Here is an 18,283-nt window from a genome sequence, read left to right as displayed (position 1 = left end):
GGCCCCGGCCACGCTCACACCCGCTCCACGATCAACGCAATGCCCTGCCCCACGCCGATGCACATGGTGCACAGCGCGAAGTGTCCGCCCGTGGCATGCAGCCGGTTGACGGCCGTGGTGACCAGCCGCGCACCCGATGCGCCCAGCGGATGGCCCAGGGCAATCGCGCCCCCCCAGGCGTTGACGCGCTCGTCGTCGTCGGACAGGCCGAGCTGGCGCAGCACCGCCAGGCCTTGAGCGGCAAAGGCTTCGTTGAGCTCGATGACGTCCATCTGCTCCAGCTTGAGCCGGGTGTGCGCCAGCACCTTCAGGGTGGCCGGCGCCGGGCCGATGCCCATGATGCGCGGCGCCACCCCGGCCACGGCCATGCCCACCACGCGCGCCTTGGGCACCAGCCCGTTGCGCATGGCACTGTGGCTGTCGGCCAGCAGCAGCGCGCAGGCGCCGTCGTTGACGCCACTGGCGTTGCCGGCGGTCACCGTGCCGTCCGGGCGCACCACGCCCTTGAGCCGGGCCAGTGACTCCAGCGTGGTCTCGCGCGGGTGTTCGTCGGTATCGACCACCAGGGCATCGCCCTTTTTCTGCGGGATGGCCACCGGCGTGATTTCTCGCGCCAGGTGACCGGCCTTCTGGGCCGCAACGGCCTTGAGCTGGCTGGCCAGCGCCATGCGGTCTTGCGCCTCGCGCTCGATGTGGAACTCGGCGGCCACGTTCTCGGCCGTCTCGGGCATGGATTCGACACCGTACAGCTCTTTCATGCGTTTGTTGACGAAGCGCCAGCCGATCGTGGTGTCGTAGACCGCGTTGGCCCGCGAGAAGGCGCTTTCGGCCTTGGGCATGACGAAGGGCGCGCGGCTCATGCTTTCCACGCCGCCGGCAATGACCATGCTGGCATCCCCGCAGCGGATGGCGCGCGCGGCGGTGCCCACCGCGTCCAGGCCGGAGCCGCACAGCCGGTTGATGGTGGCGCCGGGCACGCCCACCGGCAGGCCGGCCAGCAGGCTGGCCATGTGGGCGACGTTGCGGTTGTCCTCGCCGGCCTGGTTGGCGCAGCCGTACAGCACGTCGGTCACGGCACCCCAATCGACGTTGGGATTGCGCGCCATCAGCGCCTTGATCGGGATGGCGCCGAGGTCGTCGGTGCGCACGCTGGACAGTGCGCCGCCGTAACGGCCAAAGGGGGTACGGATCGCGTCGCAGATATAGGCATGGGTCATGGGGTTCTCCAGAATTTCGGCAGTTGCCATCGTAGCGCGTCCGCCGACGGTCGCCTGCGCCAGCGCAGCCGACCGGGGCCCTTGCGGGCACCGATCCGTGGGCGACAATCGGCGCCATGCTGATCCAACCCAGTCAAGCCGATGTGCGGCGATTTTTCTGCGCGGTCTATGCCAAGTCGCGCGACGGTCTGCCACTGGAGGCAATCGAAACAATCGCCAGCCTCTGGATCGCCGAGCACCCCGAGTACCACGAGGCCCTGGGCGATGTCGATGCGGCACTGCGAGCCATGGGCACGCCCGACCCGACCAACGCCAACCCGTTCCTGCACCTGTCGATGCACCTGTCAATCAGCGAGCAGTGCAGCATCGACCAGCCGCGCGGCATCCGCCAGGCGGTGGAATTGCTGACCCACAAGCGCAATTCGCTGCATGCGGCGCACCACGAGACCATGGAGTGCCTCGGTCGCATGGTCTGGGAAAGCCAGCGCGCCGGCCGGGCGCCCGATGGCGCCGCCTACATCGACTGCGTGCAGCGGCACGCCACGCGCGACTGATGCCTCGCGGGCCACAACACACTATTTTTTTGTAGCAAATCATCCCCTCTTCGCGCTGCGGACGGCCGAATCGGGACGATAAAAAGCCCGCCGAAGCGGGCCGGTCACCGGAACAGGTCACGCGTTCAGCGAAAACGCGACTGCGGCACGGTCTTGAGGTCGCCGTCCAGCGAGGCGACGTAGGTCGCCAGCGCCTTCAACTCGTTGTTCGAGAACTGCTTGGCCACGCTGCCCATCACGCCGTTGGCACGACCCCAGGTGTTGTGGGTGTCGTTCTTGTAGGACTTGAGCGTGGCATAGAGGTAGTCGCCATACTGGCCGGCGATCTTGGGATACGACGGGTCGATGGGCTTGGCGAAATTCTCGCCGTGGCAGGACACGCAGGCGCCTTTTTTCAGCAGTTCGGCCACCTGGGTATTGGGCTCGCGCGAGGCCTTGGCGGCCGCTGCAGCGCCGGTCTGGCCACTCTGCTCATAGTAGGCGGCGACGTCGGCCATGTCCTGGTCGCTCAAGCTGTCGGCGATGCCCCGCATGGTGGGGTGCTTGCGATCGCCCTTCTTGTACGCAGCCAGGGACGAGGCGATGTACTTCGCGCCCTGGCCCGAGATCTTCGGCACCTTGTAGACTTCAGGGAAGGTGGCCTGGTAGCCCTGAATGCCGTGGCAGCCGATGCACATGGCGATCTTCGTTTCACCGGCCTTCGCGTCACCCTTGACTTCCTGGGCCTGGACGGAAAAAGCGGTCACGGAAGCGACAGCAACAGCAAATACCGAGGTCAACAACTTGTTCATTTTGCGCGCACAATCGATCAGAGTTTGATAAATATCAAACGGAAATTATATCGACCCTGATCTCCCATCCGGTGTCGCGTTTTCCACTACTCCTGTCCCCCATGAAATTCCAAGGTACTCAAAACTACGTCGCCACCCAGGATCTGATGCTGGCCGTCAATGCTTCGATCACGCTGAAGCGCCCGCTGCTGGTCAAGGGCGAGCCCGGCACCGGCAAGACGATGCTGGCGGAGGAAGTGTCCGAGGCGCTGGGCATGCCCCTGTTGCAGTGGCACATCAAGTCCACCACCAAGGCGCAGCAGGGCCTGTACGAGTACGACGCGGTCAGCCGCCTGCGCGACTCGCAGCTGGGCGATGAGCGCGTGAAGGACATCCACAACTACATCGTCAAGGGCGTGCTGTGGCAGGCCTTCACCGCCGAGCAGCCGGTGGCGCTGCTGATCGACGAGATCGACAAGGCTGACATCGAATTCCCGAACGACCTGCTGCGCGAGATCGACCGCATGGAGTTCTACTGCTACGAAACCCGGGAGCTGGTCCGGGCCAGGCACCGCCCGCTGGTGTTCATCACTTCGAACAACGAGAAGGAACTGCCCGACGCCTTCCTGCGCCGCTGCTTCTTCCACTACATCAAGTTCCCCGACGCGGAGACCATGAAGCTGATCGTGGACGTGCACTTCCCCGATCTCAAGAAGGAGCTGCTGACCGCCGCGATGAAAACCTTCTACGACGTGCGCAACCTGCCCGGCCTGAAGAAAAAGCCCAGCACCTCCGAGCTGCTGGACTGGCTCAAGCTGCTGGTGGCCGAGGACATTCCGCTGGAGGCGCTGCAGAGCACCGACAGCAAGGTCTCGGTGCCGCCGCTGGTGGGTGCGCTGCTCAAGAACGAGCAGGACGTGACATTGTTCGAGAAACTGGTCTTCATGAACCAGAGGAACCGATGACCGGTCCCAACCGCATGCTGCTGGAAGGCGTGTCCGACGCCGTCGGCTTCGTCGGCGGCGCACTGGCTGGCTATTGGCTGGGCCGGCTGTTCGGGCTGGACGTGTTCGCGCCGGGCTACGGCACCGCCAGCATCCTCGGCATCCTGCTCGTGGGCCTGGGCGGCGGCCTGGGGTTGCAGGCAGCACGGCGCTGGCGTGCGGCGCGGCAGGCGGGTTCATCACAGGACAAGCCGTCGCCATGAGCTTCGTCGAGCCGGTCACGCTGTCCGAACGCGGCGTCACGCTGGAGCCGCTGGCGCTGGCCCATGAGGATGGATTGCGGGCCGCTGCCGCGGACGGCGAACTCTGGAACATCCGCGTCACCTCGGTCCCCGAACCGCACCAGACCCGCACGTACATCGAGGACGCGCTCGCGATGCGCGCAGCCGGCAACCGCTTCGCCTTTGCCGTGCTCGACAGCGCCAGCGGGCGCGTGCTGGGCTCCAGCAGCTACCACGACATCCTGCCCGCCGTGAAACGCCTGGAGATCGGCTACACCTGGTATGCCCAAAGTGTGCAGCGCAGCCATGTCAACACCACCGCCAAGCTGCTGCTGATGCGCCATGCCTTTGAGACCCTGGGCTGCGCCGTGGTGGGCTGGCGCACCGACAATTTCAACTTCGCCTCGCAGGCCGCCATCGAGCGCCTGGGCGCGAAAAGGGATGGCGTGATCCGCGGCCATGCGCTGCGCCGCGACGGCACCATCCGCGACACCGTGATGTACAGCCTGCGCGCCGGCGAATGGCCCGAGGCCAAAGCGCAGTTGCTCTACCTGCTGGAGCGCCGGCGCTGACCGGGCCGCAGCCGACTTCAGGAGATCACCATGCTGATCGATTTCTTCTACACCCTGCGCAGCGCCAAGCTGCCGGTTTCGGTCAAGGAATACCTGACCCTGCTGGAGGCGCTGCAGGCCAACGTGGTCGGCCCGAACTCGGACGACGCCTACAAGATCGACGATTTCTACTACCTCTCGCGCACCGCGCTGGTCAAGGACGAGAAGCACTTCGACAAGTTCGACCGCGCCTTCGCCGCCTACTTCAAGGGCGTGGAGATGATCGCGGACTTCACCAAGGACGTGCCGCTGGAATGGCTGCGCAAGAACCTGGAGCTGGAGCTCAGCCCCGAGGAAAAGGCCAAGATCGAGAAGATGGGCTGGGACGAGCTCATGGAGACGCTCAAGAAGCGCTTCGAGGAACAGAAGGAGCGCCACGAGGGCGGCAACAAGTGGATCGGCACCGGCGGCACCTCGCCCTTCGGCGCGTATGGCTCGAACCCGCAAGGCATCCGCATCGGCCAGGACAAGGGGCGCAACAAGAGCGCGGTGAAGGTCTGGGACCAGCGCGCCTACCGCGACTACGACGACACGCAGGAACTGGGCACCCGCAACATCAAGGTGGCCCTGCGGCGGCTGCGCAAGTTTGCGCGCGAGGGCTCGGCCGAGGAGCTGGACCTGCCCGACACCATCCGCTGCACCGCGGCCAATGCGGGCTGGCTGGACATCAAGATGGTGCCCGAGCGGCACAACAACGTGAAGGTGCTGCTGCTGATGGACGTGGGCGGCACCATGGACGAGCACATCCACCGCGTGGAAGAAATGTTCTCCGCCGCCAAGGCCGAGTTCAAGCACCTCGAGTTCTACTACTTCCACAACTGCGTCTATGACTTCATGTGGAAGAACAACCGGCGCCGCTTCGCGGAGAAGTTCCCGACCTGGGACATCATCCGCAAGTACAACAAGGACTACAAGCTCATCTTCATCGGCGACGCGACGATGAGTCCCTACGAAATCCTGCAGCCCGGCGGCAGCGTGGAATACAACAACGAGGAAGCCGGCGCCGAATGGATCCAGCGCCTCACCCACGCGTTTCCGAAGTTCGCCTGGATCAACCCCGAGCCTCAGGGCGTCTGGCAGTACCGCCAGAGCATTTCCGTGATCCAGCAGCTGGTCAGCCAGCGCATGTTCCCGCTGACGCTCAAGGGGCTGGAAGACGCAATGCGGCTGCTGAGCAAATAGCGGCGTTCAGGCCGCCCGGCGCCGCGCCTGCATCTCGGCGCCGATGCGCGCCAGGCCTGTTGCGTCGAAGGCGGCTTGGGCCGCCGGGTAGACCAAGCGCTCTTCCGTGGCGATGTGGGCGTCGTAAGCGTCACTGAAGGCTTTGAGCAACGCCCGCGACGGCTCATCCAGCGGCGTCGGTGCCGGATCGTCGCGCCAGCCCAGCAGCACCCCGCGCGCCAAAGCCCAGCGCTCGGCCATGCGCACGTGGTCATCCCGCAGCACGGCGATCGCTTCCTGCAGGGCCGCATCGGCGCTGTCGGCCAGCGCCGGGAACACGTGCAGTTCCTCGTCCTCATGGTGCAGCGGCGCGGCAATATCGAAGTAGCGCAGCACATCGGCCGCGGCCGATCGGGTCGAACGGTCATGCCCGCGCGTATCGAGGTATTCGATGAGCCGCCGGAGCAGGTCCAGCGAGCGCTGGACGCGTTCGTGGCAGGCCCGCAGCATCTCGAAGGGCTGCTCGAATCCGACGGCGGGTGCTTCAAAACCGGGCAGTGGCGCTGAATGAGCCAATCGAACCTCTCCCAAAAAAACGGTCATTGTGCGCCGGCTGGTAAATTGCCCCTTTTCAGATCGGGCTCAAGACAATGGACATCACGCACTTTGACGACTTTCTCGCCGCCGCCCGCCAGCAAAACGAGCCACAGCGCCTGCTGTTCACGTTCGCGGTGGCGGAGTTGCCGGGCGATGCCAACGCCGCGCAGAAGGCCGCGTTCGAGCGGGGCGAGGGTGGCGCGCTGGTGCCCGCCGTCTGTGTGGACAAGGCGCTCGACGAACTGAGCACATTCGCAGCGTTCGCGCAGGAAGCCGAGCAGTTCAGCCTGGACTGGGTCATCGTCTTTGCGGCGAGCCTGTCCGGGCGCAACGGCACGCCGCCCAGCGCGGCGGACGCCGAAGAGCCGATCAAACGCATGGTGGCCATGATCAAGGCGGGCGACGTCCGGTCCCTGCTGCCCTTCAACCGGCAAGGAGAACCGGTGCAACTGGGCTGAGAGGCTGAGCCGGCCAACCTGCGTGCCGCGATGAACCGATCCCGGACCTGCTCCCGCCTCGGGTGGCTACCGCTTTCGCTGTTGGCCTGCGCCTTGCTGCAGGCACCGGCGACGGCGCAGACGGCGGCGGACGGGCAGGCGCTGACGCCGGAGCAGCGGCGCGCACAACGCCAGGCGCAGAGGCAGGCAACGACCACGGCAGACAAAGGGCCGGCTTTCGCGGTGGAGATCCGGGCACCCAAAGACATCCAGGACGTGCTGACCCGTCGCCTCGAGTTGCCGCGCTTCGCCGAGCTGCCCGGCCTGGACGACAACGAACTGGCGCGCCTGTTGCCGGTGGCCCGGAAAAACGCCGAGGAGATTCTGGCCACACTGGGCTATTTCTCGCCCGTGGTCACCATCGAGCAGGCGCCGGCCGTCGCTGCGGAACCGCGAAGGGTGATCGTGAGCGTGGATCCCGGTCAACCGACCCAGGTGACCGACGTGCGCATCGACTTCACCGGGCCGATCGCCACCGAAGAAGGCGCAAGGGCGCAGCGTGAAAAGATCGAGTCGCTCTGGACGTTGCGCCCTGGCATGCGCTTCACCCAGTCGGAATGGGACGCGGCCAAGCTGGCGGCGCTGCGCGAGCTCACCACCGTGCGCTATCCGGTGGGCAAGCTGGCCGACAGCCGGGCCGACATCGACCCCGAGACGCACAGTGCGCGCCTGAGCGTGACGCTGGATTCCGGGCCCGCCTTCAAGGTGGGCGACATGGTGATCAGCGGGCTGGACCGCCATTCCACAGAGCTGGTGACCCGGCTGGCGCAGCTGCCCCCCGGTGAAACCTACGACCAGACCCGCATGCTCGAGGCCCAGCAGCGCCTGAGCGACAGCGGCTACTTCGATTCGGTCTACCTGAGCCTGGACACCTCCGGCGGCCCAGAGGCCACGGTCATGCGCGTGAAGGTGCGCGAAGCCAAGCGGCAAAAGCTGATCCTGGGCCTGGGTGTCAATACCGACACCGGCCTGCGCTTTTCGATGGAGCACACCGAGCACCAGCTGCCGGTCATCGGCTGGCGGGCCGTCACCAAGCTGCTCTACGAACAGCCCAAGAAGTCCCTCGGCACGGAGTGGACCGCGCCGCCTGACGCCAACCTCTGGCGCTGGCGCACCTCGGCGCAGGTGGCACGTGAGGAATCCGGCAGCTTCGAGGTCGACAGCCTGTTGCTGCGCGCCGGTCGCACGCGCGCGACGGAGTCCGTCGACCGCTCCTATTTCCTGCAATACGAACGCGCCCGCAACACCGGCACCAACCCGCCGCCGGACGCCAACGCGTTGAGCGCGAACTACGTCTGGACCCGCCGGGACTTTGACAGCCGGCTGTTTCCCACCAGCGGGCACGGCCTGTCTCTGGATGTGGGCGGTGGCGTGACGGTGGGCGACACCCGCTACCCCTTTGGCCGCCTGGTTGGCAAGTGGCTCGGCTACATCCCGCTGGGCCATCCTGGCGGACAGGCCGACCGGAACGTGGCGCGCGGCACCCGCATCGCGGCGCGGGCCGAACTGGGCGCCGTGCTGGCCAATGAAGCCGCAAACCTGCCCACCACGCAGCTGTTCCTGACAGGCGGCGACAACACGGTGCGCGGCTATGCCTACCGCAGCATAGGCGTCACGCTGCCGGACGGCCAGACCGCCGCCGGTCGCTACCTGGCCGTGGGCAGCCTGGAACTGCAACGCCCGATCATCATCGATGGCCTGACGACGGCCTGGGACTTCGTCGCGTTTGTCGATGCCGGTGGTGTGGCCGACAAGCCCCAGCAACTGACCGCCAAGGTCGGTGTCGGCGCGGGCGCGCAGTGGAACAGCCCGATCGGTCCGTTGCAGATCGACCTGGCCTGGGGCGTGGCGACGCAAAAGCTGCGCCTGAACCTCAGCATGGGGGTGCTGTTCTGATGCGCCGGCTCATGCCGTTCGTGCTCGGCGTTGGCGCCGCCCTGCTGGTGCTGGCCGGCCTGGGGCTGTCGCTCTACCTGTGGTCAGGCATTGATCGATCCCTTGCCACGACCCTGGATCTGGCCGGCCGGATGCTGCCCGCCGACCAGTCGCTGGACGCCGGCGAGGTGGAAGGCAGCCTGCGCTCAGGCGGGCGCATCGGCTGGCTGCGCTGGCGCCAGGGTGCGCTCAGCGTGGAGGCCCGTGATGCCGAAGTGGCCTGGTCGCTGGCCGGCCTGCTCGATGGCCAGCTGCGGCTGGACCGGCTCGCCATCGCCCGCTTGCGGATCGAAGACAAGCGGGCGCCGACACCGGCGACCCCGCCCCCCGAGCTGACGCTGCCGATCCGGGTCGAGGCTCCCTTTGAAGTGACCACGCTGGAATGGATCGGCTCGCCGCCGCTGGTCGTAAATGGCTTGGCGGGTAGATACACTTTTGATAGCAAAATTCATCGGATCGACGCTGGAAAAGCGCGTATTTCTTCGGGAAACTACGATTTTTCGGGTGAGCTTGAAGCTGCGGGCGCCATGGCCTTGGCCGTGCACCTTCAGGGCGAGGTCGTGACCACCCCACCTGGCAGCCTGCGAACGGTCACGCTGGTGGCCAGCGCACAGGCGCAGGGTGCGCTGGCCGGGATGGATGCCACCCTGGAGCTGTCCGCCGGGCTGGCGCCGCGGGACCTGGCCGCGCCGATCACCCGACGCCCGGCCACCCCAGGCAGCGCACTTGCCAGCACGCCGATGAAGGCCACGGTGACGGCCCGCATCCAGCCCTGGCAGCCTCAACCCGTTGCCGGCGCCCAAGGCGACTGGCAGGGGCTCGACCTGGCGGCCTTGTGGCCGCAGGCGCCCCGCACCCTGCTGCGAGGCCAGGCCACGGTCATGCCGCGGGCCGACGGCTGGCTGGCGCAGGCCGACCTGTCGAACGCCCTGCCCGGCCCCTGGGACCGCCAGCAACTGCCGCTGGACCAGCTGAAAGCCCGCGCCCGCTATGCGGGCGGCCAGTGGATCATCGAATCGCTTGACGCCGTGGCCGCCGGTGGACGCATCCTGGCCCAGGCGCAGTCCGTGCCCACCGCCTCGAATCCGCCGAAAGGCACCGAGGCCCCGGCGCTCGCCTGGGACGCCCGTGCCACGCTGCAGCGCGTGAATCCGGCCGCCGCCGACTCGCGGCTGGCTGCCGCTTCGCTGAACGGCCAGCTGACGGCCCGCATCGCCCGGCAGGCCTGGACCTTCGACGCGGACCTGACCGGGGCGCCGCTCCCAGGCGGCCCGCCCGGCGCCTCGGCGATCCGCCAGCGCCTGAAGGCCTTGCGTGCCCAGGGCCGCTGGGAGGGCGGCACCCTCACCCTGCCCGCCCTGCTGCTGCAGACCGATGACACCCAGCTGCAAGGCAGCCTGACCTTCCACCTCGAGCGCCGCAGCGGCGACGCCCGGCTGAACCTGAGCCTGCCCGGCGGCACGGTCACCCTGGCGGGCCAGATCAGCGAATCCCAGGGCGCTGGCGCGCTGGCCGCGCAGGTCACCGACGCAAGCCTGGCCGCACGCTGGCTGGCCAGTTGGCCGGGCATGCCCACGCAATGGGCGCAGGGCACCATGCGGGGATCCGCCGCCCTGAACGCGACCTGGAAGGGGGGCTGGAAAGAGCAAGGACGCCAGCTCCAGGTGCAGGCCCAGCTGGCAGTGCCGCGCCTGGATCTCGGCGCGCCCGGCGCCGCACCGACGCAGGTCTGGCAGGTCTCCGACGGACAGTTCGATCTGACGGGAACTCCGGCGTCGCTGCGCCTGAACACCCGCGGTCGCGCGCAGGCCGGCACGCGGCGCCTCGAACTGGCAGCCGCCGCCCAGGCCGGGCACTTGGGCGACGGGGCCTGGCGCGCGCAGGTCGAGACGCTGCAGCTCAAGGCCCAGGACAGCCTGCAGCCCGGCACCTGGACCCTGCGGCTGGGCCAGCGCGTGGCCGTGGACTGGAAGGACACGCCCCTGTCTCGCGCGCTGCAAGTGTCGGCTGGCGATCTTCGGCTGACCGGGCCCCAGCCGGGCGAGGCCCGCATCGAGTGGCAGCCGGCCAGTTGGAGCCGGCGCGACGCAGCGCCCGCCGAGTGGCGTTCGCAGGGCCGTGTTCAGGGACTGCCCCTGGGCTGGATCGACCGGCTGGCCGGCCTGGCCCTGTCGGAGTACGACCTGGCCGAGGACATGGTGCTCGCCGGCCAATGGGATCTCGCGGTGGGAGCGGCGATGCGGGTTCGCGCATCTCTTGAGCGCACCCAGGGCGACTTCAAGATGCAACTCGACGACGGCGGCACCAGTGTGATCGATGCCGGCGTGCGCACCGCGCGCATCGACCTGACGGGCGACAACGGCGACCTGGACCTGCGGGCTGCGTGGGACAGCCAGCGTGCGGGCGAGGCGCAGGCCCGTTTCCGCAGCCGGCTGCAGCGCCAGAGCGATGGCTGGACCTGGCCCGCCGACGCCGCCGTCAGCGGCAGCCTGCGCGCGCAATTGCCCCGCCTGCGGGCCTGGTCGGCGCTGACACCGCCGGGCTGGCGCATCCGGGGCACGCTGCAGGCCGATGCGACATTGGCTGGCACCCGCGCGGCGCCGCAGTGGGGCGGAACGATTGCAGCGGACAATCTGGCGGCGCGCTCGATCGTGGACGGCATCGAGTTCAGCCAGGGCCGGCTGCGTGCCACCCTGCAGGAGCAGCGCGTGGACATCACCGAGTTCAGCCTTCAGGGCGCCAGCGGCGCGCAAGGGTCCGGTGGACAGCTGAGCCTGAAGGGCTTCGCGCTCTGGCCTTCGGCCAGGGAAAACACAGCGGCCGGCGTGAAAGGCGTACGCATGGAGCTCGAAGCGCAGGCCGACGCCTTGCGCGTGAGTGCCCGCGCCGACCGCCGCCTCACGGTCTCCGGCAAGCTCACGGCCAAGCTGGCCGATGCCCGCCTGGTGGTGCGCGGCGGGATCAAGGCCGACCAGGCGCTCATCATCCTGCCGGAAGAAACCGCCTCGGGCCTGGGCTCCGACGTGGTGGTCAGCACCCGCAATGGCAAGGGCACCCTGGGGGCCACCGTCACGGCAGCGCCCCCCTCTGCGGCCCCCCCGTCCGATCCGGCCAGGCCCGGCGTGGAGCAGGATGTTGCGGTGACGCTGGACCTGGGACCCGACTTCCAGATGCGCGGCTACGGGTTGAAAACACGCCTGGCGGGCAGCCTGACGGCCACCAGCAAGACCCGGGGCGCACCACAGCCGCGGCTGACCGGCGAAATCAGCACCGTGGGCGGCACGTACAAGGCCTATGGCCAGTGGCTCGACATTGACGAGGGCGTGTTGCGCTTTTCCGGAGCCTACGACAACCCCGCGCTGGACATCCTCGCCATCCGCCCCAATCTGACGCAACGCGTCGGCGTGCAGATCACCGGCACGGCCCTGTCGCCGCGCGTGCGCCTGTATTCGGACCCGGTGCTGTCCGAAGCCGAGACCCTGTCCTGGTTGCTGCTGGGCCGCAGTGGCGCCAACGGCGGCGCCGAGGCGGCCATGTTGCAGCAGGCGGCGCTGGCCATTCTGGGTGGCAGCTCCAATGGTCTGTCCGGCCAGTTGACCGAGGCCCTCGGACTGGACGAACTGTCTGTGCGCGCGCCCGGCGAGAGCCCGGACGGCAACGCCACCGGCGCCACCGTCATGGTGGGCAAGCGCCTGGCGCGCAACTTCTACGTGGCTTACGAACAGAGCCTCAGTGGCGCGATGGGAACCTTCCAGATCTTCTACGAACTGACCAGCCGCCTGACCTTGCGCGCCCAGATCGGCCAGCAGAGCGTCGTGGACCTGATCTACACCGTGCGCTTCGACAATGGCCGTGACGCCCTGCCCCGGGAGCCGCCACCCCGCCAATTACAATCCAGCCCCAAGCCGCCGTAGTTCAATGGATAGAACGGGGACCTCCTAAGTCTCAGATACAGGTTCGATTCCTGTCGGTGGTACCAAAACATCGAATCAGAAGCCTTCAAAACCCCTCAAAACCCGCACGTTTCCTAGCGTAGCGGGTTTTTTGTTGCCTCATGCGGGCTCAGGGGCTACCATGACATACCGCCAAAATGGCGGTACTTCTGGCGGCATTGCAAACTACCGCCATTCGACATACCGCCAAGAGGAGGCCATATGGCACTGAATGCAACCTTCGTGAAGAACGAAAAGCACAGCGGGAGTCCGGCAGGCGACAAGCACGCCGATGGTGGCGGCATGTACTTGCTGATTACCGCCAGCGGCAAGTACTGGCGCATGAATTACCGCTTTGCTGACAAGCGCAAAACCTTGGCCTTGGGTGTCTATCCGGCGGTCTCACTTGAAAAGGCCAGAAAGCGGCGTGAAGCGGCGCGTGAAATACTGGCCGAAGGTATCGACCCCAGCGCCGCCAAACGCGAGGAAAAGCAGTCCAAGGCCGACGCGGCGGCAAACACCTTTGAAGCGGTGGCGCGGGACTGGCTGAACAAGACGGCTGCAAAGCGTGCGGCCATCACCCAACTGAAAGTCAAGACGTGGCTGGAAAAGGACGCCTTCCCCTTCATCGGCAACATGCCCATTTCCACCATCGGGCCGCGTGACGTGCTGGACAAGGTGGTTCGCAAGTTGGAAGCACGCGGCGCAATCGACACGGCGCACCGGCTGAAGCAACTTTGCGGGCAGGTGTTCCGGTACGCAGTTGTCACCGGGCTGGCCGAACGAGACGTGACCGCTGATCTGCGCGACGCACTGACAGCAAAGACTAAGGTACATCACCCGGCCATCACGGAGCCCAAGCTGGTGGGCGACCTCATGCGCTCGATATTCAACTACAGCGGGCATCCCTGCACCGTGGCGGCGCTGAAGCTGTCCCCGTTGGTGTTCGTGCGTCCTGGCGAACTGCGGACGGCTGAGTGGGCAGAGATTGATCTGGACGCGGCGGAGTGGCGCATCCCCGGCGCGAAGATGAAGATGAAGGTGGACCACATCGTCCCGCTGTCCACGCAGGCGGTGGAGATTCTGCGCAGCGTGCAACCGATCAGCGGGCATGGGCGCTACGTCTTCCCCAGCTTGCGCACGGGGGAACGACCCATGAGCGAAAACACCATCAATGCAGCCTTGCGCGCCATGGGCTACACCGCGGATGTTCACACCGGCCACGGGTTCCGGGCTACGGCACGCACAATCATGGACGAGGTGATGAGCGAACGGGTTGACCTGATAGAGCACCAACTGGCGCACGCGGTGAAAGATGCCAATGGGCGCGCCTACAACCGCACGGCACACCTACCGGCACGGCGGGAAATGATGCAGCGGTGGGCTGATTATCTGGACAAGCTGCGCATTGGTGCCGATGTGGTCCCGCCGCTCGGAGGAACTTAGATTGACAGTCCCCTCTATGGCAATAGAGACTGTTGCCACTTTGCTACAGGCAGAGAGGTTCATGGCCATCCTGCCATAAGTCATTGATACGAAATGATTTTCTCTCATTTCATATCCGTTGGCATCATGGCCTGCCAGGCCCAATCCCCCGCGTGGGATTTGATTCACGAAAAGTAAGTTAGATATTCACTGTTGCGCGCAATTTTTCAACCCGCGCAACGCTTAGCACCTGATCCCGCTTCGTGTTGCGCCACTGGGATACGCAACATGAACTCAAAACTCAAGATCTCCGGACCCACACCTGTGGTTCAAGTGCATTCGAGCGCAAAGACCTTCCTGAATGAGAAGTGCGGCTTTGACTTGCTCCCCGACAGCGCCTTCATCCGTGAGTCACAGTTGGTCCAAAGTCCTAAGCGGCCGGGTTCGACCGCGCCGCTGCCATTCAGCGCCCCAACGCTTTGGCGCAAGGTGAAAAACGGCTCCTTCGTGAAGCCCTACAAATTGTCCGAGAGGGTGACCGCCTGGAAGGTGGGCGAAGTCCGAGCATGGATGGCCGCGCAGGCGACCGTGTAAGGGGTGGACATGCACACAGACATCACCCAAAAAGAAATGCCTACCGGGAGCGTCAACTACCCGGCAGGCCACACAGACACGCTGATCGTACCGGGCATTGCAGATCCAGGCAACAAGGCGTTCGTCACCCTGCGCGCCCAGTTCGCCCTGCGCGGCCACGCGCTGTATCGCACAAGCACCGTTGATGGCGCCGCGACCTACTACGCCGAACGCTGGGGCCAGGTTCGGCACCTGCCGACCTTGGACGACGCCAAGCGTTTCCTCGTCCAGATCGGCGGCGCAGCATGATCGCCTGGAACGACTATCAAGCCGGTGAGCATCGTATCGAGTGCCCAAGTTGCGGCCGTGGTGGTCGAGACAAAACAGCCGGACTAACGATTGAGCCTGACGGCAAAGGCGTGTTGCATTGCTTCCGTTGCGCTTACGTCGAATCGCATCAGCCTGAACGTGGTGCTGTACGCCGACTTGCGACCATCAAGCCGACGCAAAAGTCGCACACTCAAAAGCTTGATTCCTTGTGTGAATGGGGTCGCGCATTCTGGCGAAGTTGTCATCCGCTCAGTGGAGTGGCTTTGCATTACCTGCGTGCACGACACTGCGTCATCCCGCCTGCTGATGGGCATCTTCGCTGGCATCCGTCCGTCAAGCATCGCAGCGGGTACGTTGGACCGGCGCTGGTGGCGCTCATCACCGACGTGCTGACCGGCGAGCCCCTGAGCCTGCACCGGACTTGGATCACGCCCACGGGCAAAGCCGACCTGGATACGCCGCGCCTTCCGCTCTGGAACCACACGACCAAAGGCGGCTGCATCAGGCTCTGGCCAGACGAGGCTGTGACCTATGGGCTAGGTATCGCCGAAGGGATTGAAACCGCCTTGTCGCTGGCATGGGCTTATGCACCCGTCTGGGCGACGATTGACGCCGGGCACCTCTCACAGGTCCCGGTTCTGCCGGGCATCGAGACACTGGTAATTGCCCAAGACCAAGACCCTGCCGGTATGTCTGCCGCGTCCATCTGCGCACGCCGATGGGCTGAAGCCGACAAGGAAGTGTTGGTCACGCGCCAAGCTGCCAACGACCTGAACGATGTGCTCATGGAGGTGGCTGCATGAGCGCCGAAGCCATCCTGATGAATTCAGTCCTGGCAGGTGCTGAGCGTGTCAAGAAAGCGCCGCCAGTTTCCGAAGTCGCGCCCAAGCTGCACCCACTGGCGCGATTCTTGGACTTCGATGGGACCGCAAAGCCGCCGCGCTGGGTGATTCCGGGCTTCATAGGGCATGGCGTGGTGGTGGTGGCCGGCGCGCATGGTGTGGGCAAGACGACCGCCATCCTTCCGTTGGCGCTGGTGGCTGCCGGTCTGCATGGCGACCAACTCATGCCGCGCCAGTGGAGGCACGTCGTTTACATCACGGAGGATGTGGAACAGGCCCGCCGCATCCTGTCCGGGGTCGTGCGTCACAGCAATCTGGGCATCAGTCTGGAGGATGTGCGTGAACGCCTGCACATCGTGGATGCTGTGCGACTGGACCCGTCATTCGTGGCGCAAGTGGGCACGACATACCGCGAGCAATTCACCCGGACGGTTGACGGCGTGGAGTTGTTGCCGCTGGTGGTGCTCGATACCAAGTCCGCCGTGCTGGCGCTGGATAACGAGAACGACAACAGCGAGGCCAGCGCAATGATGGCCGCATTAAAGCAGGGGTTTGCCGGGCTGCCTGTGTGGCTTATCGGGCATGTTGCCAAAGCGAACCTTAGCCGCTCGGACGTGACCGGGCTATCGAACCGGGGCGCCAGTGCAATCGAGGGGGATGCAAACCAGACTCTGTTTCTGGTGCGTGAAGGCGACGCGCGCTATCTGGTGCTGGGCAAGACCCGTTTCGAGCCCCGATGGACCGAGCTTGAAATCACCAGCCATATCGCCCATGCGGCATCGGAGGACGAATTCGGCAACTCGGAAACTGTGGTGATGCGATGGGGGACTGCTGCGCCCGCTGAAATGAGCCGCAAGAAAGCCGCAGAACAGGCCACAGAGCGCCAGCGCAAGGAGGATGAAGCCAGCCTGCGTCAAGACATTCGGGACGCCGTAGAACTCGCATGGCAGGCCGGCAATCCGCTGAACCGCGAAGGGCTGAAGGCAAAGATCCGGCGAGACCGAAACGCGGTGACAGACACCATCGAAAACCTGCTGTCTGAGCGGTGGCTGCATGAGGTGGCTGTTCCAGCGAACGAGCGCACCAATCCTATGCGGGCCAGGTACTTGGTCAACCTGGATACCTCTGAGCATGAGGCCGCAATACGTGGCGCTGGGCTGCCCCCGGCAAAACTGGTGATTCCCGAAAGCTGGAGAAGAGCGCCGATTCCGTCCGTATTGGAGCCGGAGCCGGAAACCGAGCGGGGGGCGAGCAATGCAGCACCAGAAAAGTGAATTTCCCGTCCGCTTGAATCCGTCCGCTTCTCAGAGAAATGTTCAAGCGTACGGACGGACGGGGATTGAATTTCCCCCGTCCCTGTACGTATTTGCATTTGCCCAATACGGACGCATACGGACGAAGCGGACGCATACGGACGGAGGTTGGCAAGGGGGCTGCGATGACTGATCTATTCGGACTGGCGCAACAAACCCCGCGCACCCATGGCAGCAAGGACGCCGCCACTTGAGCCTGTTGCTGTTTGCCCTCAGACCAATCCATTAACCATTTGAGAAAAGACTGACACCATGACACCCGACCGCCTTGAAGAACTCGAAGCCATGTTTCTAGCAATGAGGAATCGAATCGATCACTGGTGCATCTACGACGGGAAAGGTCGCACCAAAAAGACCACTGAAACCATGATTTCAATGCTGACCGCTAGGGAGGTGGCCGAGACCCTTCTGAAAGAACTCAGGAAGGAGAGCATCGAGGGCTTGATGCTTCGTAGCGCGTACCTGGATGCTGTGAACGGCTCCCTTCCCAACTTTCACTGATAGAGCAGAAAGAGAACACCGATGACCACAAGAAAACCGCCCGCCGCCGCATGGAAGCCGGGCCAATCTGGAAATCCCAAGGGTCGCCCCGCTGGGACGGGCGATGTCTCAAAACTCCGTGCCGCCATTGCCAAGCAGGTGCCGGGCATTCTGGACGCCATGATGACCAAAGCCCTCGACGGCGATGTCGGCGCTGCCCGCTTGCTCCTGGAACGTGCTGTACCTCCGCTGAAGGCCATGGAACCGACCCTGGCGCTGACGCTGCCGGACGGCACGCTGACGGACCAGGGCCGCGCCGTGCTGCGCTCTGTGGCCAATGGGGTGCTGGCGCCATCACAGGGGGCTGCACTGCTTGGGGCCATCGGCACCCTGGCGCGCGTGACCGAAATCGATGAACTTGAAACGCGCATTGCCGCGCTGGAGGTACGAAATGGGAAATCTTGAAAAGCGAGTCGCGCAGATTGAAGGCGCCAGGGCGCACACCGACTTGAAAGCACTGTCTGACCAAGATTTGGATGCCCACATCAAAACGTTGGACTGGGGCGTCCCAAGTGGACAAGAAGTTCAGTATTGGGGGAGTCCGCGCCTTCTTGCCGCTGTGATAGAAAAAGTTCTGCGACACGGCAGTTCACTGCCCATCGTGGTGGATGACCCCGACAGGAAGGCGAGAAATGTCAACTCTTGAAAAACGCCTGGAGGTACTCGAAGCGCCTCACGACCAGACAGCCCGCAGGGTCTATACGGATACTGAGCGAGTCACGAAACTGCTGTGGATTTTGGCAGTCAAGGGGCCGCACTAT

General features: G+C 65.3%; 19 protein-coding genes and 1 tRNA gene. 17 read left to right on the top strand and 3 right to left on the bottom strand.

All coding sequences use genetic code 11. The features are described 5' to 3' along the window. Positions 1-14 precede the first annotated feature (14 nt). The gene (gene pcaF / locus ACMUOY_RS11745) at positions 15-1,217 is read right to left on the bottom strand and encodes a 3-oxoadipyl-CoA thiolase (protein WP_413892908.1); all 1,203 of its coding nucleotides are present in this window, start codon (positions 1,215-1,217) and stop codon (positions 15-17) included. Positions 1,218-1,336: 119 nt separating this feature from the next. Between pcaF and ACMUOY_RS11740 the strand changes: the two genes are divergently transcribed. Beyond that, positions 1,337-1,771: a DUF1841 family protein gene (locus tag ACMUOY_RS11740; RefSeq protein WP_413892933.1), complete on the top strand. Its 435-nt coding sequence runs from the start codon at positions 1,337-1,339 to the stop codon at positions 1,769-1,771. 125 nt (positions 1,772-1,896) lie between these two features. On the opposite strand, the gene ACMUOY_RS11735 is transcribed toward ACMUOY_RS11740, so the two are convergent. Continuing rightward, positions 1,897-2,562: a c-type cytochrome gene (locus ACMUOY_RS11735; protein WP_413892907.1), complete on the bottom strand. Its 666-nt coding sequence runs from the start codon at positions 2,560-2,562 to the stop codon at positions 1,897-1,899. Positions 2,563-2,663: 101 nt separating this feature from the next. On the opposite strand from ACMUOY_RS11735, the gene ACMUOY_RS11730 reads away from it, so the two are divergent. Genes ACMUOY_RS11730 through ACMUOY_RS11715 form a run of 4 tightly spaced genes read left to right on the top strand, consistent with a single transcriptional unit; the run spans position 2,664 to position 5,559 of the window. Further along, positions 2,664-3,506: an AAA family ATPase gene (locus tag ACMUOY_RS11730; protein WP_413892906.1), complete on the top strand. Its 843-nt coding sequence runs from the start codon at positions 2,664-2,666 to the stop codon at positions 3,504-3,506. Continuing rightward, positions 3,503-3,748: a hypothetical protein gene (locus tag ACMUOY_RS11725; protein ID WP_413892905.1), complete on the top strand. Its 246-nt coding sequence runs from the start codon at positions 3,503-3,505 to the stop codon at positions 3,746-3,748. Before ACMUOY_RS11730 ends, ACMUOY_RS11725 begins: the two co-directional genes overlap by 4 nt. Next, positions 3,745-4,338 (top strand): GNAT family N-acetyltransferase, encoded by a 594-nt coding sequence (locus tag ACMUOY_RS11720; RefSeq protein ID WP_413892904.1) that lies wholly within the window; start codon positions 3,745-3,747, stop codon positions 4,336-4,338. The genes ACMUOY_RS11725 and ACMUOY_RS11720 overlap by 4 nt, the downstream gene beginning before the upstream one ends. Before the next feature lie 30 nt (positions 4,339-4,368). Beyond that, positions 4,369-5,559 carry a vWA domain-containing protein gene (locus ACMUOY_RS11715; RefSeq protein WP_413892903.1) on the top strand — a complete coding sequence of 397 codons (1,191 nt, stop codon included), beginning with the start codon at positions 4,369-4,371 and terminating at the stop codon, positions 5,557-5,559. A gap of 6 nt (positions 5,560-5,565) precedes the next feature. Here the strand turns inward: ACMUOY_RS11715 and ACMUOY_RS11710 are convergent, their stop codons facing one another. After that, the gene (locus ACMUOY_RS11710) at positions 5,566-6,114 is read right to left on the bottom strand and encodes a hemerythrin domain-containing protein (protein ID WP_413892902.1); all 549 of its coding nucleotides are present in this window, start codon (positions 6,112-6,114) and stop codon (positions 5,566-5,568) included. A gap of 74 nt (positions 6,115-6,188) precedes the next feature. Here ACMUOY_RS11710 and ACMUOY_RS11705 point away from each other — a divergent pair, with 74 nt between their 5' ends. The 12 genes from ACMUOY_RS11705 to ACMUOY_RS11650 all read left to right on the top strand — a co-directional run bounded on the left by ACMUOY_RS11705 (position 6,189) and on the right by ACMUOY_RS11650 (position 18,168). Further along, entirely contained in the window at positions 6,189-6,593 is a 405-nt protein-coding gene (locus ACMUOY_RS11705) for a ribonucleotide reductase subunit alpha (protein ID WP_413892901.1), read from the top strand. Between the two features lie 30 nt (positions 6,594-6,623). Further along, positions 6,624-8,528 carry an autotransporter assembly complex protein TamA gene (locus tag ACMUOY_RS11700; RefSeq protein ID WP_413892900.1) on the top strand — a complete coding sequence of 635 codons (1,905 nt, stop codon included), beginning with the start codon at positions 6,624-6,626 and terminating at the stop codon, positions 8,526-8,528. Continuing rightward, entirely contained in the window at positions 8,528-12,481 is a 3,954-nt protein-coding gene (locus ACMUOY_RS11695; RefSeq protein ID WP_413892899.1) for a translocation/assembly module TamB domain-containing protein, read from the top strand. The genes ACMUOY_RS11700 and ACMUOY_RS11695 overlap by 1 nt, the downstream gene beginning before the upstream one ends. After that, positions 12,472-12,546: transfer RNA gene (locus ACMUOY_RS11690), tRNA-Arg, on the top strand. The genes ACMUOY_RS11695 and ACMUOY_RS11690 overlap by 10 nt, the downstream gene beginning before the upstream one ends. A 175-nt stretch (positions 12,547-12,721) precedes the next feature. Continuing rightward, a complete protein-coding gene (locus ACMUOY_RS11685) occupies positions 12,722-13,945 on the top strand; it encodes a tyrosine-type recombinase/integrase (RefSeq protein WP_413892898.1) in 1,224 nt (407 codons plus the stop codon). Positions 13,946-14,212: 267 nt separating this feature from the next. Continuing rightward, complete coding sequence (locus tag ACMUOY_RS11680) at positions 14,213-14,518, top strand: helix-turn-helix transcriptional regulator (RefSeq protein WP_413892897.1); 306 nt, start codon at positions 14,213-14,215, stop codon at positions 14,516-14,518. A gap of 9 nt (positions 14,519-14,527) precedes the next feature. Then, entirely contained in the window at positions 14,528-14,806 is a 279-nt protein-coding gene (locus ACMUOY_RS11675; protein WP_413892896.1) for a hypothetical protein, read from the top strand. Then, positions 14,803-15,630, top strand: a complete 828-nt coding sequence (locus ACMUOY_RS11670; RefSeq protein ID WP_413892895.1) for a toprim domain-containing protein — start codon at positions 14,803-14,805, stop codon at positions 15,628-15,630. Before ACMUOY_RS11675 ends, ACMUOY_RS11670 begins: the two co-directional genes overlap by 4 nt. After that, positions 15,627-16,943: an AAA family ATPase gene (locus tag ACMUOY_RS11665; RefSeq protein WP_413892894.1), complete on the top strand. Its 1,317-nt coding sequence runs from the start codon at positions 15,627-15,629 to the stop codon at positions 16,941-16,943. Before ACMUOY_RS11670 ends, ACMUOY_RS11665 begins: the two co-directional genes overlap by 4 nt. Before the next feature lie 291 nt (positions 16,944-17,234). Next, on the top strand, positions 17,235-17,483 hold the full coding sequence (locus tag ACMUOY_RS11660; RefSeq protein WP_413892893.1) for a hypothetical protein: 249 nt from the start codon (positions 17,235-17,237) through the stop codon (positions 17,481-17,483). Between the two features lie 21 nt (positions 17,484-17,504). Then, a complete protein-coding gene (locus ACMUOY_RS11655; protein ID WP_413892892.1) occupies positions 17,505-17,927 on the top strand; it encodes a DUF5681 domain-containing protein in 423 nt (140 codons plus the stop codon). Continuing rightward, positions 17,914-18,168, top strand: coding sequence for a hypothetical protein (locus tag ACMUOY_RS11650; RefSeq protein WP_413892891.1), 255 nt, complete (start codon positions 17,914-17,916; stop codon positions 18,166-18,168). Before ACMUOY_RS11655 ends, ACMUOY_RS11650 begins: the two co-directional genes overlap by 14 nt. The last annotated feature ends 115 nt before the right edge of the window (positions 18,169-18,283 follow it).

Source organism: Candidatus Skiveiella danica, assembly GCF_022705245.1.
Classification (GTDB): domain Bacteria; phylum Pseudomonadota; class Gammaproteobacteria; order Burkholderiales; family Burkholderiaceae_C; genus Skiveiella; species Skiveiella danica.
Note: the sequence above shows the minus strand (reverse complement) of the source record. Positions and strands in the feature narration are given on the sequence as shown.